The sequence below is a fragment of the Occultella glacieicola genome, from assembly GCF_004353825.1.
Taxonomy (GTDB): domain Bacteria; phylum Actinomycetota; class Actinomycetes; order Actinomycetales; family Beutenbergiaceae; genus Occultella; species Occultella glacieicola.
Window position 1 is genome coordinate 263173 of sequence record NZ_SMNA01000004.1, and the last position, 12634, is coordinate 275806.

The following is a 12634-nucleotide window of genomic DNA, read 5'->3' on the forward strand; positions in this document are numbered from 1 at the left end:
TCCGTCGTCGCAGTGTCATCCGCTCGCTCCTGAGGCGGCCCTGACGGTCGTGCTCGGGGTGAGTTCGGTTGACGGTGGGCGTTCGCTCGCGTCCGGCTCAGAACGGTGGTGGTTCGTCCGGGTCAGGGGCGGCGCGATAGGTGGGTCCGGTCCCGCTCGTTCCGGAGCCGGTGTCGGCACCGCCGCGGCTCGTGCTCGTGCTGTCGGTGCTGCTGCTCGTGCTCGTGCTGTCGGTGCTGCTGCTCGTGCTCGTGCTGTCGGTGCTGCTGCTCGTGCCCGCGCTCGTGCCTGTGCTCGTGCTCGTGCCTGTGCTCGTGCCTGTGCCTGTGCCTGCCACTGTGCCTGTGCTCGTGCTGGTGCTCGTGCTCGTGCTCGCGCTCGTGGCGTTGGTGCTGGTGCCGCGGGGGTCGGTTGTGCCAGTGCCGCGCTGCACGGAGGCGCCGCCCGGCTCGGTGGAGCGTGCGAGTTCGGTGATGGTTCCGCTGGGGGTGCGCATGTAGACGTGGCCGGTCGGAGTCCGCCAGAACCGGTTGCCCTTGGCGTCGATCTCGTCGGTGAAGCCGCCGTGGGTCTTGATCAGGTGGCAGCGTCGGCACTTGGGATCGAGGTTCGCATCGCTGGTGGGTCCCTCGGGGAACGGAATGCGGTGGTCGAGCTCGGTCATCCGCGCGGTGGCGCCGCACCCGGGCGTGCTGCAGTAGGGCTCGTTCTCCTTGACCCGGTCGGTCATGTTCTGAGGTGGGCTGTACCGCGTGGTGCCGTAGTCGACGACGCGATCGGTGATCGGGTCGGTGACCAGCCGCCGCCAGCTACCGCCGGCCGCGAACGCGCGGGCGACCTCGGCCGGGATCGGGCCAAGGCCCTCGATGTCGGCCGGGGTGTCCCCGCCCATCAGAGTCGAGAGCGGAACGCGGACCAGGATCTGCGCCCGGCGCCCGCCGAGGACCCCGACCGGCCAGGTTCGCGGGAGGCCGCGGTCGACGGCCGGGTTGAAGACACGCGGGTCGGACCCGGTGTCGGCCCCATCCCACGACCCTAGGAAACCGCCCGCCGGCGAGGGGCCACCGCCGACCGTCGGAGTGCCAGCGTCCGCCGGCGACGGGCGGAGGTCCGTCGAGACGGTCTCCGACGCGGCGTCCGCCTGGCCCTGCGTGCCACTCGACTCAACCGAGCTGGGCCGCGGCACACCCGTGCCGTTGGTGCCGTTGGTGCCGTGGGTGCCCGAGCCGTTGGCGTCCGAGCCGTCCTGGCGCACGCGGGTCCCGGAGATGGCCGGGGAGGCGCCGGGTTGACTCCCATCGGACCGGGCTGCGGTGGCCGAATCGGAGGGCGCGGCCGTCGGAGTGGGCGTTGACGAGTGCCCGCCGGGATCGCGTGGATCGCCCGTGGCTTCGCTGGGATCGCCTGTGGCGTCGCCCGTGCCGGCACCGGTGCCCGCGACCGTGCCGGCGTCGGGCTCGGGGCCGTCGTCGGTGTGTTCACCGCCGTCACCACGTGCGCCGCAGGTGTGGTGCTCCCGGCCGTCGGCGCAGGTGCAGGGCGCGACCTGGAGATGGAACGTGAAGCCGGCCAGGTCGGCGACCTTCCCGACGTTGAGACCGTGGGCGATGATGTCGGCGAGCACGTCGGCCCGCAACTGTTCGAGGGTCCTCAGGTCCCCCGCAGCCTTCGCGGTGGCGGCAGCGCTGTCCAGGAGCAGGTCCATGGCCAGGGCATCGGCCGTCGGCCAATAGATCGACTGACTGGCCATCCCGTCGGTGTCCACCCGGGCCCTGCCCACGTACCGGCGCGTGCTCGCGATCGCGGCGCGTTGGTTGAACTGTGTCGGGTCGGCGGCGGCGACGAGCTTGGCAACCTCCCGTGCCACCCGCGACCTCGGCCAGGACGTGGCCTTGGGCAGGATCTCGTCCTGTACCTCGAACGCGGCCTCGCCGTCCAGGACCGCGACCGCGATCGCGATCACGTCGGCCTTGCCGGCATCGATGAGTCCGGCGGCGAGGGCGTCGCCGGTGGGTGCTGCGATCGTGTCCAGCAACTGACCGACACGCACGAGCCGGTTCGCCTCGAACTTCGAGCATCCGAGCTTCGGCGTGATCTCGTCGGCAGCCAAGGACTCCCGGAACACGATCTGCTTACCGACCGAGCGAGGGCGAGTCATCACCATCGACGCCCGCGACGCCAGTTCCGCAGCCACGTGACGCAGCCCGGCAGCGGCAGCCGCCTCAAGGCGCTGGTAGCACGCCAACGCGTCGACCAGTTCGAACTCGTCGAAGTCGGTCAGGTCCGAGCGGTCGAGTTCGTCGACCATGAACCCGTCGACCGGTCGCGCAGCAAGCCTCGTCGGGTCCACCGAGGGCAGTCCGTCCGGGTCCCACGGAGCGGCCGCACGGGATGCTCCGGACGCCGCCGGGACTGGGGCATCCAAGGGGCGAGCACCGTTGACCATGGATCGGCCCCGACCTCCTCGAGCGCCGTCGACGGTGGCTCCGGACGTGGCGTCGGGCACGCCCGTCTCGCCGTCCTCGGCGACGTCGACGGTGGGTACGGAAGCGGCCTCGGGCATGCCCGTCCCGCTGTCCTCGGCGACGTCCATCGTGTCAAGGTCGGGATCGAAGAAGGCCCCTTCATCAGGGTCAAGGAACTCCGCGTACCAGTCCTCGAGCGCCATGGATCGTTCGTAGGCCTCGAGGTCGGCAAGGTCCTGCGGGCTCAACGCGGCCCGGGCGGACTCGGTCAGCTTGCGATAGTCGATCACCCGCGCCGGCTCCCCAAGCGCATGGTCGAGGGAGGTGCAGTTCGCGCAGCACCCCGACCCCGGCATCGCCGCCGGGGCGGCCGCCTGACCGCTCGATTCGAACATGTGTACCACACTACCCGCGCCCGCCGACATTGGGGAGACTGTCCGGCAGGCTGGGGATAATCGGCGATGACCCGTCAGGGTGACTGCAGCGCCTTGATGATCGTGACGGCCTGGGTGATCGCTGCCGCGGTGCCCGGGTGTTCGACGGCGTCCAACTCCCAGATGGCGTTCCGGACGCACCGCACCAGGGCGAACGCACGCGCACGGTCGTAGTCGAGTCCGGCGGCGGCGCAGGCAACGTCCAGTCGCAGCTGGAGGTGGGCACGCAGGTCGTGGGCGCTGCGGGCGGGCTCCCACCGGTCCCACAGCAGTGGCGCGAGGACGAACGCCGGGTCCGCCGCCATCACCTCTGCGTCGATGGCGACCCATTCGGCCGGATCGGTCCGACGCAGCACGTTGCCCGCGTGCAGGTCGGTGTGCACGAGTCGGGCGTCGACGTCGGGTTCCGAACCCAGGTCGACGGCGAGGGCTCGGCCGGCCTCGAGCAGTCGCCTGGGGAAGGTGTGGCCGCGGGCGTCCCGGGTGCGGAGTGCGTCGATGTCCGCCACGAGGGTGCGCAGGTGTTCCGAGAGTCGCGGTGCCCACGGCGGTGCCGGCCGGTCCAGTCGGGCGGCGATTCGGCCGAGTTCCTCGGCGGCGTCAAGGACGCTCTCGCTGTTCAGGTCGCGGACCTCCAGGCGTTCGAGCAGCAGCGCCCAGCGGCTCGGATCCGCGGCGAGGAGGCGGACGGCGCCGTCGCCGTCCCAGGTGCGCAGCGCGAGCCTCTCGGTGCGGCCCTCGGCGTGCGGCCAGACCAGTTTCAGCACGGCGGGTGTACCGTCCGTGCGCCGGACCGGTAGGACGAGCGCGGACGAGCCGTGCCACGCCGTGCCGGCCGGCGATGTCGCAGGTGTCGGGTCGGTCGGGCCCGTCGGGTCTACCGGATCTGCCGGCACTCTCGGGCGCGCCGAGCCTGTCGGCCCGGTGGGGTCTGGTGGACCGTCGCGGCGCAGCCGCCAGTGTCCGAGCACCTCTGGGACGAGGCGAGGGAGGGTGGCGAGCCAGGTGGCACCGTCGGGCAGGCCGGGGTCGGCGACGTGCCGGGTGACGGACTCACGCAGGCCGTCCGGAATCAGGTCGGGATCTCTCACCGGGCCTCGGTCTCCTCACGCGGGTCGTCCGGGATCAGGTCGGGGTCGCTCACCGGGCCTCGGTCTCCTCACGCGGGTCGTCCGGGATCAGGTCGGGGTCGCTCACCGGGCCTCCACCTCTTCGGGCAGCGTGGCCGGCTCGATCGTGAACGAGCGCAGCGGCCTATTCGTCGCGGCGATCAGGCCGACCAGGGCGGCGCAGGCCAGGCCGCCGGAGATGAGCGCGACCGGGGCCGAGGTGAGGCCCGCGACGATACCCGCCCGGAAGTTGCCGACCTCGGGCCCACCCACGCCGACGATGTGGTCGACGGCCGAGACGCGGCCGCGGTGCGAGTCCGGCGTCGCCAGTTGGACCATGGCGCCGCGGGTCACCACCGAGACGGTGTCCGCCGCGCCCGCCACCACGAGGGCCGCGAACACCAGCCACAGCGGCTGGGCGAACCCGACCACCGCGAGCGCGACGCCCCAGGTCGCAGCCGCGCAGAGTTGGATCAGGCCGGCGCGCCGGGCGCGGGTCACCGTGCCCGAGAGCAGGCCGGCCCCGATCCCGCCGACCGCGATCGCGGACAGGAACAGGCCGAGGGTCTGCGGGTTGCCCCCGAAGCGCTCCTCGTTGATGAGCGGGAACAGCGCGACCGGCATGGCGAGCAGCGTCGCGGCGAGGTCGGTGGCGAACGACCCCCAGAGCGCGGGCCGGGTGCGGATGAACCGCAGCCCGTCGATGCTCTGCCGCAGGCCGGCGCGCGCGACGGTGCCGAGCGGCGGCATGGCCGGAAGCCGGATCACGGCGACCAGGGACGCGCACCCGGCGACGGCCTGCACGAGATAGGTCGGAGCGAGCCCCCACCGGGCCAGGACCAGGCCGGCCAGTGCCGGTCCGACGAGCATCGACGCCTGGAACGCGAGGGACTGCAGCGCGAGACCGGCGCCGACCTGGTCCGCGGGCAGGAGCCGGACCGGGAACGTGCGCCGGGCGGGGGAGCCGAGGGCGTTGAACGTCGACGCCAGTCCGACCAGCACGAACAGCACCGAGATCGAGTCCAGCCGGAGGAAGGCCTGGGCGCTCAGTCCGACGGCGACGAGCACCTGGCCGAGGGTGGTCAGGCGGACCAGGGTCCGGCGGTCCATGGCGTCCGCCAGGGAGCCTCCGATCATCCCGAACACGAGTTGCGGGACCGCGTTCACCAGACCGATCGCGCCGGTCCAGACCGGGCTGTGGGTCAGCTCCCAGACCTGCAGCAGCACGGCGACCGTCGCGAACTGGTATCCGAACGTGCCGAGCGAGGACCCGATCCACAGTTCTCTGAACGCGCGGCTGGAGCGCAGCGGCCGGATGTCGACGAGGCGGTCGGCGAGGCTCACGGCAGCTCGGGGCGGGCGGTGGAGTCGTCGGGCGCCTGGAGCAGCGCGGCGATCCGCTCGCTGAACGGCCGGGTCGCCAGTGCGGCCTCGAGGTCGGTCACCACCCGGGTGAGGGGGTACGGGATCTCGGTCTCCAGCTCGGCGACCGCCGCCTCGGTGGCCCGCCACTCGGCCTCGAGGAACGGCACCAGGCTCCGGCCCCGGGCGGTCAGGATGATCCGCCGGGTGCGGGCGTCGGCGCCCGGCTCGGTGGCGACCAGATCCTCGCGGCGCATGGCGGCGACCGTCTGACTGATCGCGGAGTGGGTCTTGCCGAGCTCCGTCGCGAGCTCCGTGATCGTCAGCGGACCGGTGTGCGCGAGCCGGATCAGCGGCCACGCGAACCGCGGCCGCACCCCCTCGATGCCGCGCTGGCGGTAGAGGTGCTCGATGTCGGCGTCCATGGCCGCCAGGAGCTGGTGCAGCGCGAGCCAGTGGCTCTCGTGGGTCGGGTCCGACGTTGTCACAGCGCTAATATAACAGCGCTCATGGAATGTCGGGCGCTCGCCCGCGTCCGGCCGAGTGAAGCGCGGTGGAGTTGCGCGGGGCCTCGGCTCCCGGGCAGCGCTACCCGTTCCACCTCCGACGTGCCCGATCTAGTCTCGGAGTCGTGATGACCAAGGACGAGTATGTGCAGCGCGCGCAGGCGCAGGACGATTGGGCTCCCGGCTGGGAGGCGATCGATGACGCGTTCGGCGCGGTCTATCCGGGCGTCGAGCCACCGCACCTGGCCACGTCGATGCCGGCCCGGGCGATGTTCGGCGGCAACGAGTACCTCGACGGCGCCAGCCTGTTCCCGTCGCCGAACGGCTACCAGCACGTGGTCACCTACGGCATGAGCTCGCTGTATGCCGACGCGGAGGACTACGGCGGCGATCGCAGCGGCTGGGGTTACGAGATGACCATGAAGGTCGCCGCGCCGGGCAAGCCGGAGGCCGGCTGGGCCGTCTCCGTGATGAGCAACCTGGCGCGTTACACCTTCACCTCCGGCCGGTGGTTCGAGCCGTACCAGGCGGTCGCCGGCAATGGCACGCCGATCAGTATCGGCTCCGGCAGTGCGCTCACGTCACTCCTGGTGGTGCCGGACACGGAGGTCGCGGGCGTGGACACGGTGCACGGCAGGCTCGACTTCCTCCAACTCGTGGGCATCACCCAGCCGGAGTCCGACTGGGTCTTCGCCGACCCCTCGCTCACGGTCGGCCGGATCCGCGAACTAGCCGCCCGGCTGGCCGATGCCACCGGACCCGAACTCGTCACCGACCTGGCGCGGACCGAGTCCTTCCTCTGACCGGTCGCTGCCGCCTGGGTCGGTGGACCGAGTGACGCCTGCGGCCACGGTCGGCGACGCCGGAGCGGATCGGCTCACGGGAGCGCGGCGACCTCCGCGCTGACCGAGTGCACGAGAGTCGCCACCTCCTCGAACCGGCCCGGCGCCCCAACCGTGCCGCCGTCGTACCACCACGCGGTCGCCCACTCGATCAGCTCGGCGGACTCCAGCCGCCGCGCCGCTGCCCAGGCCGCGGCGCGGCGCTTCGAGACCTGGGTGCCCTCCGTCACCAGGTGCAGCGCACGGCACAGGGTGAGTACCGCGTAGGCCTGCGCCCCCGGCCGCCCTCGTGCGTCCGTGACCCACGCCGGCCAGCTCGCCGCGTGCTCACGCACCACCGCGAGAACCGCGACCCGATCGACCGGCGGGAGCACCGCCGTCGGGCTCGGGCCGCGCAGCGAGCGCCCGGTCGAACGTGCGAACGCGACGTTCAGCAGGTAGTGCCGCGTCGCCTCGAACAGGTGCAACGGCTCACCCGGGCTGATCCGGATCATCGGTCCCGAGCGGTCCGCCAGCGTGGTGAGCGTCGCGGTCGGGAGGTAGTCCACTTCGATCCGGTCCGCCCAGGCGGGATGGTCGACGGCGAGGCGTGCGTGCAGCGGTCGCAGCAGTTCCAGCGTGGTCGCCGTGGGCACGTCGCGCAGCACGGCGAGCAGGTCCAGGTCGCTACGGGCGGGGTCGAAGTCTCCGGCCACGTACGAGCCGTGGACGTAGAGGCCGAGCAGGCCGTCGCCGAGCCGGGTGGCGATGCCGTCGGCGATGAGGTCGAGCATCCGTCCTGGGGGTGTGGGCTCCGACGGCTCCGATGGCACTGAGGGCGGTGTGGGCACTGTCGTCACGGCCCCACCGTACGGTCCGCCGGTGAGGTAGGGTGAACAACGGTTCATTCAAAATGAGAGTAGGCGCATGCCCCGCACAGTCGAACAGAACGAGGTCATCCGCGCAGCCACCCGTGACACGATCCGTACCGCGGCCGTCCGTGAGTTCGCCCGGCGTGGCTTCGCGGCCGCCAGCATCCGCGGCATCGCGGCCGAGGCGGGCCTGAGCACCGGGTCGATCTACCGCCACTACGCCACGAAGGACGAGCTCTTCGACGAGCTCCTCACCCAGGCGGCCATCGGGCTGAGTGCGACCGCGGCCCGGCTCGCGGAGCCTGGCCGGCCCCTCGACCTGGTCCGCGAGTTCGCGGCGACGTACCTGACGGACCTCCAGGGGGACGACGGCGAGGCCGAGTTCTTCATGGTCATCAACCAAGGGTTCACCAGCGACACCCCGGCCGGCACGACGGCCCGGCTGGCGTCGGCGCACGAGGCGCTCTGGCGAGCATTCGCCGAGCTGGTCCGGCACGGGCAGCGGGAGGGTGCGTTCGGCGCCGGCGACCCGGACCGGCTTGCGGTCGGCTTCTTCGCGATGCTCACCGGGCTCACCACCCTTCGACTCGCGCTCGGGCGCGACCTGCCTCTGCCGGACGCCGACCTGGTGTTGCGAACGCTGACCGGAGGGGACCGTTGATCACCGTCGAGCGGGCCGACGTCCTCGGCGAGCCGTACCGGCGCCGGATCGCCGACGTCTGGGTCCGCGGGTTCGCGGAGGACTTCGCCTACTTCTCCAAGGACCCGGTGGTGCTCGGGGACGCCTTCGCGCACCTGCTGCTCCTGGACCGCTGGTACGTCGCGCTGGTCGACGGCGAACCGGCCGGCCTCGCGTGCGTGGCCGAGGGCGATCAGGAGGTCCTGCGCCCCCGGGCCGCGGAGCTGCGACGCCACCTCGGGCTGGTGCATGGCACGATCACCCACCTCATCCTCCGCAGTCAGTTCCTGGGCGCCTACGACGGCGCCCGGCCCGGACTCCTCGAGATCGGCTTCGTGACCACGGCGCCCGCCTACCAGGGCCGCGGCGTCGCGACCGCGCTGATGCGGCACCTCCTGGCCCTGGATGGCTACGACGAGTTCGTGCTCCGCGACATCAAGGACACGAATGCACCCGCACTCGGGCTGTACGAGAAGCTCGGGTTCACCGCGTTCGGCAGGCGCGCCGTCCGGGGGGCGGCGCGGGCCGGGTTCAGCGCCTACGTGTCGATGCGGCTGGTGCGGGGGCAGGGGCCCGTCGGCTCGACCGGCGACCCCGGCGGTGCTCCGCAGTAGGGTCGGCGTCCATGGACACCAGGGCTGCCAGTTACGTCGTCGTCGTGCGCGAGCAGGCCGTGCTGCTCGCGCACTGGAACGAGGGCGGCCGGTCCGGCTGGACGTTGCCCGGGGGTGGCATGGAGGACTTCGAGACCGCTGAGGAGACCGCGATCCGCGAGTTCCTCGAGGAGACCGGCTACCGGGTCGAACTCGACGGCGTGCTCGGTGTCGACACCCACTACGTCGCGGCCGCGGACCGGCTGGTGACCCCCGCCGGTCCACTGCGCAGCGTCCGCGTCGTCTACGCCGGTCACATCGTCGGCGGCGAGCTCACCCACGAGGTCGACGGCAGCACCGACGAGTGCCGGTGGGTCCCGTTGGACGAGGTCGCCGACCTCGACACGGTGGAACTCGTCGACGCCGCGATGACGATGGCCGGCCTGCTCTGACGCGAGCGGCCCCCGGGGTGGCCCAGCGGGCCCGTCCTCAGCCGGCCATGCTCCGTCGGAACGAGCGCACCGCGAGGTCAGCGGCCATGTGCCTCGGGACGTCGCCGGCGCTGACCTCGGCGGCGGTGTAGAGGACCGCATAGAACAGGTTCTCGGCCCACGCGTTCGGGATGTCGGCGGCGATGGCGCCCTCGGCCCGGGCCCGGTCCAGCAGCGGGGTCAGCCCCTCGCTGGAGTCGTCGGCCGGCCAGTTCGGGTTCCCCGCGAACCGGTCCGGGTCCGCGAACAGGAAGATCACCCGGTCCCCGATCTCGATTCCGGCACGCAGGTGCCGTTCGAGCGCGTCCATCGGGTCCTCGTCGGATGCACTCTCCGGGTCGGCGCCGTTGAGATGGTCCAGGGAGTCGACCAGGAGGGCGTCCACCAGCGCCTGGCGGTCGGCGAAGTACCGGTGCAACGTGGAGCGGCTGACCTCGGCGCGCTCCGCGATCGCGCCGAACGGTGCCGAGAAGTCGCGTGCCCAGAGGGCGGCCGCGGCGTCCAGGATGGCGGCGCGCGTACGGGCGCGCGCGCCTCGTTCGATCTGCTCCGTCGTCACGACGCCGAGGATAGGCCGTATCGGGCAGGTGCGCCAATGCTGTTGCTAAATGCGACAGTGATGTCGCAGAATGGGTCGGCGCAGTTCCCCAGATCGGGGCGCCGCGGATGGAGGGCGATCATGACGAACACCGCGACCGATACCGGGACCCGGGCGGCGACCGAACGCACGACCGCGGAGAAGGCGCGCATCCTCTGGGCCTACGCCCGCCCGCACAAGCCGGTTCTCGCCGTCGCCCTCGTGCTCGGCGCGCTCGGCACCGCGGCCGAACTTGCCACCCCGCTGGTGACGAAGGCCGTGCTCGACGGCCTTGAGATGTCGGCCTCCCTGCGCACGCCGATCACGATCCTCGCGGTCCTGCTCGTGGCCGGATCCGCAGTCGCCCTGATCCAGGGCATCATGCTCGGCACGCTCGCCGAACGGATCATCCTGGCGGCCCGCACCGGCCTGGTCCGTCACCTCCTGCGGGCCCGGGTCCCCGAGGTCACCACGCGCCAGCCCGGCGAGCTCGTCACCCGGGTCACCTCGGACACCCTGCTCATCCGGGAGGCGACGACGTCGAGCGTCGTCAACTTCGTGAACGGGATCATCGGGCTGGTCGGCGCGATCGTTCTGATGGCCTACCTGGACGCCGTCCTGCTCGGCGTGACGGTCGCCGTCCTGATCCTCGTCGGCATCTCCGTGGTCGCCCTCATGCCGCGGCTGTCGAAGGCGCAGCAGGAGGCCCAGGAACACGTCGGTGCGCTGGGCGGCCGCCTCGAGGGGGTGGTGCGGGCGCTGCGGACCGTGAAGTCCGCCCGCGCCGAGTCGCGTGAGACCGCGCGGATCGCGGAGCACGCCGAGGCGTCGGCACGCAGCGGTATCCGCGCGGTCAAGCTGGAGAACATCTCCTGGACCATCACCGGTGCGGGCGTCAACCTCGCCGTGATGCTGCTGCTCGGAGTGGGAGCGTGGCGCGTGTCCGACGGTGCCATCACGGTCTCCACCCTGGTGGCGTTCCTGCTCTACGTGTTCCAGCTGATGATGCCGGTCATGCTGTTGACGATGGCGCTGACGTCGCTGCAGTCGGGGCTGGCGGCCGCCGCCCGGATCAGCGACGTCGAGGACATGGAACTGGAGACCGACGACGACGGCGCCCGCGACCTCCACACCGACGGTGCCGACGGCGGGGGTACGTCGGGCGTCGTCGCGGACACGCCCGCACTCCGTCTGCACGAGGTCACCTACCGCTACCGCGGGGCGGATGCCCCGGCGCTGGACGGTGTCAGCCTGACGGTGCCGCGTCGTGGCCACACGGCGATCGTCGGCCCGTCGGGCGCCGGCAAGACGACGATCATGTCGCTCCTGCTCCGGTTCCTGCACCCCGAGCACGGACGCATCGAGCTCGACGGCCGACCGTACGCGGAGTGGACCACGGACGGGATCCGGTCCCGGATCGCCTACGTGGAGCAGGACACCCCGATCGTGCCGGGCACGCTGCGCGAGAACCTGGCCTACGCCGCGCCCGGCGCGGCCGATGGCGAGGTCAGGGCCGCCGTCGACGCCCTCCGCCTGACCGAGCGGGTGGCGGCGATGCCCGACGGGTTGGACACCGAGGTCAACGCCTCCAACCTGTCCGGCGGCGAGCGGCAACGGGTGGCCGTGGCGCGGGCGCTGGTCGCACGGCCGGAGATCCTGCTTCTCGACGAGGCCACGGCACAGCTCGACGGCCTCACCGAGGCGGCACTGGCCGGCGCGATCCGCGAGGTGGCCCGCACCGGGACCGTCGTCACGATCGCGCACCGGCTCTCGACCGTCGTCGACGCCGACCAGATCGTCCTGCTCGACCACGGTCGCGTGCGGGCGATCGGGCGGCACACGGAGCTCCTCGAGACCGACGAGCTGTACCGCGAACTCGTCGCGGCGCTGCGGCTGGACGCGTCCATCGGCCACCCGAACGAGCAGGAGCGGGTGCCGGCCGGGGCCTGACCTGCGTCCCGCTCGCCGCGCCGTCCCCAGGCCGGCGGCCGTATCATCGGGCGATGCTGACGGCGTTGCTGTACGGGCTGGGCACCTCGGTGCCGATGCTGATCGGTGCGGTGATCGGGCTGCGATACGACCTGCCGACCAAGGTCCTGGCGGCGATGATGGCGTTCGGCGCGGGCACCATGATCGCGGCGGTCACGACCGAGTTGTTCCAGCCGTCGTTCGACAGCCAGGGCATGGTGATCGCCGGCTCGGCGCTGCTCGGGGGTGCCCTCGTCTATGTACTGGCCGACCGGCTGATCGAGCGCAAGCTCGGCCCGGCCGCGCTCGGGCCGGCGCTGATGCTCGGCGCGCTGCTCGACGGCATCCCGGAGAACACCGCGCTCGGGGTCAGCCTGATGGGCACGGGTGGCATCGTGCTGTTGGTCGCGGTGGCCGTGGGAAACGTGCCCGAGGCGATGGCCGGTGCGGCCTCGATGCGCCAGCAGCACGGGTTCGCGATCCGGCGGGCCTTCTGGATGTGGGCCGGGACGGCGATCCTGCTGACCCTGGTCGTCGTGGCCGCCTGGGCCGTCAGCGACACGATCTCCGACCGGAGCATCTCGGTCATCCAGGCGTTCGCCGGCGGCGCGACGATCGCGGTGCTGGCCGACTCGCTGATGCCGGAGGCCTATCGCGACGGCGGCTGGTGGGTCGGCCTGTCGACGGCAGTGGGGTTCCTGGTCGCGTTCGCGCTCGGCGGCTGAGCCTGTCGCGACCGGCAGTCGGGGGCTTGTCA

Annotated in this window: 12 protein-coding genes; 6 read left to right on the forward strand and 6 right to left on the reverse strand. The window is 72.1% G+C overall.

What is annotated here, in order from left to right; translation table 11 throughout:
- Positions 1–97: 97 nt before the first annotated feature.
- From EXU48_RS09120 to EXU48_RS09135, 4 genes are all read right to left on the reverse strand, one after another.
- Positions 98–2860 carry an HNH endonuclease signature motif containing protein gene (locus tag EXU48_RS09120; RefSeq protein ID WP_165962742.1) on the reverse strand — a complete coding sequence of 921 codons (2763 nt, stop codon included), beginning with the start codon at positions 2858–2860 and terminating at the stop codon, positions 98–100.
- Positions 2861–2934: 74 nt separating this feature from the next.
- Complete coding sequence (locus EXU48_RS09125; protein WP_133107345.1) at positions 2935–3990, reverse strand: aminoglycoside phosphotransferase family protein; 1056 nt, start codon at positions 3988–3990, stop codon at positions 2935–2937.
- 102 nt (positions 3991–4092) lie between these two features.
- On the reverse strand, positions 4093–5352 hold the full coding sequence (locus EXU48_RS09130; protein ID WP_133107346.1) for an MFS transporter: 1260 nt from the start codon (positions 5350–5352) through the stop codon (positions 4093–4095).
- Positions 5349–5858, reverse strand: a complete 510-nt coding sequence (locus tag EXU48_RS09135; RefSeq protein ID WP_165962743.1) for a MarR family winged helix-turn-helix transcriptional regulator — start codon at positions 5856–5858, stop codon at positions 5349–5351. Before EXU48_RS09135 ends, EXU48_RS09130 begins: the two co-directional genes overlap by 4 nt.
- Before the next feature lie 146 nt (positions 5859–6004).
- Between EXU48_RS09135 and EXU48_RS09140 the strand changes: the two genes are divergently transcribed.
- Entirely contained in the window at positions 6005–6679 is a 675-nt protein-coding gene (locus tag EXU48_RS09140; protein ID WP_133107347.1) for a suppressor of fused domain protein, read from the forward strand.
- Between the two features lie 74 nt (positions 6680–6753).
- On the opposite strand, the gene EXU48_RS09145 is transcribed toward EXU48_RS09140, so the two are convergent.
- Positions 6754–7491 (reverse strand): nucleotidyltransferase domain-containing protein, encoded by a 738-nt coding sequence (locus EXU48_RS09145; RefSeq protein WP_165962744.1) that lies wholly within the window; start codon positions 7489–7491, stop codon positions 6754–6756.
- 133 nt (positions 7492–7624) lie between these two features.
- Between EXU48_RS09145 and EXU48_RS09150 the strand changes: the two genes are divergently transcribed.
- The 3 genes from EXU48_RS09150 to EXU48_RS09160 are packed head-to-tail and all read left to right on the forward strand — an operon-like array spanning position 7625 to position 9293.
- On the forward strand, positions 7625–8230 hold the full coding sequence (locus EXU48_RS09150) for a TetR/AcrR family transcriptional regulator (RefSeq protein ID WP_133107349.1): 606 nt from the start codon (positions 7625–7627) through the stop codon (positions 8228–8230).
- The gene (locus EXU48_RS09155; RefSeq protein ID WP_133107350.1) at positions 8227–8862 is read left to right on the forward strand and encodes a GNAT family N-acetyltransferase; all 636 of its coding nucleotides are present in this window, start codon (positions 8227–8229) and stop codon (positions 8860–8862) included. Before EXU48_RS09150 ends, EXU48_RS09155 begins: the two co-directional genes overlap by 4 nt.
- Positions 8863–8873: 11 nt before the next feature.
- Complete coding sequence (locus EXU48_RS09160; RefSeq protein WP_133107351.1) at positions 8874–9293, forward strand: NUDIX hydrolase; 420 nt, start codon at positions 8874–8876, stop codon at positions 9291–9293.
- A gap of 37 nt (positions 9294–9330) precedes the next feature.
- On the opposite strand, the gene EXU48_RS09165 is transcribed toward EXU48_RS09160, so the two are convergent.
- Complete coding sequence (locus tag EXU48_RS09165) at positions 9331–9891, reverse strand: TetR/AcrR family transcriptional regulator (protein ID WP_235856927.1); 561 nt, start codon at positions 9889–9891, stop codon at positions 9331–9333.
- Between the two features lie 120 nt (positions 9892–10011).
- Between EXU48_RS09165 and EXU48_RS09170 the strand changes: the two genes are divergently transcribed.
- Both EXU48_RS09170 and EXU48_RS09175 read left to right on the forward strand, forming a co-directional pair.
- On the forward strand, positions 10012–11859 hold the full coding sequence (locus EXU48_RS09170) for an ABC transporter ATP-binding protein (protein WP_133107352.1): 1848 nt from the start codon (positions 10012–10014) through the stop codon (positions 11857–11859).
- A 53-nt stretch (positions 11860–11912) separates the two neighbouring features.
- Positions 11913–12602, forward strand: a complete 690-nt coding sequence (locus EXU48_RS09175) for a ZIP family metal transporter (RefSeq protein WP_133107353.1) — start codon at positions 11913–11915, stop codon at positions 12600–12602.
- The last annotated feature ends 32 nt before the right edge of the window (positions 12603–12634 follow it).

Bases quoted from the DNA above. Each gene is read 5' to 3' on its own strand.
- EXU48_RS09120 (WP_165962742.1), bottom strand. From the start codon at position 2,860: ATGTTCGAATCGAGCGGTCAGGCGGCCGCCCCGGCGGCGATGCCGGGG.
- EXU48_RS09140 (WP_133107347.1), top strand. From the start codon at position 6,005: ATGACCAAGGACGAGTATGTGCAGCGCGCGCAGGCGCAGGACGATTGG.
- EXU48_RS09145 (WP_165962744.1), bottom strand. From the start codon at position 7,491: ATGCTCGACCTCATCGCCGACGGCATCGCCACCCGGCTCGGCGACGGC.
- EXU48_RS09150 (WP_133107349.1), top strand. From the start codon at position 7,625: ATGCCCCGCACAGTCGAACAGAACGAGGTCATCCGCGCAGCCACCCGT.
- EXU48_RS09160 (WP_133107351.1), top strand. From the start codon at position 8,874: ATGGACACCAGGGCTGCCAGTTACGTCGTCGTCGTGCGCGAGCAGGCC.
- EXU48_RS09170 (WP_133107352.1), top strand. From the start codon at position 10,012: ATGACGAACACCGCGACCGATACCGGGACCCGGGCGGCGACCGAACGC.
- EXU48_RS09175 (WP_133107353.1), top strand. From the start codon at position 11,913: ATGCTGACGGCGTTGCTGTACGGGCTGGGCACCTCGGTGCCGATGCTG.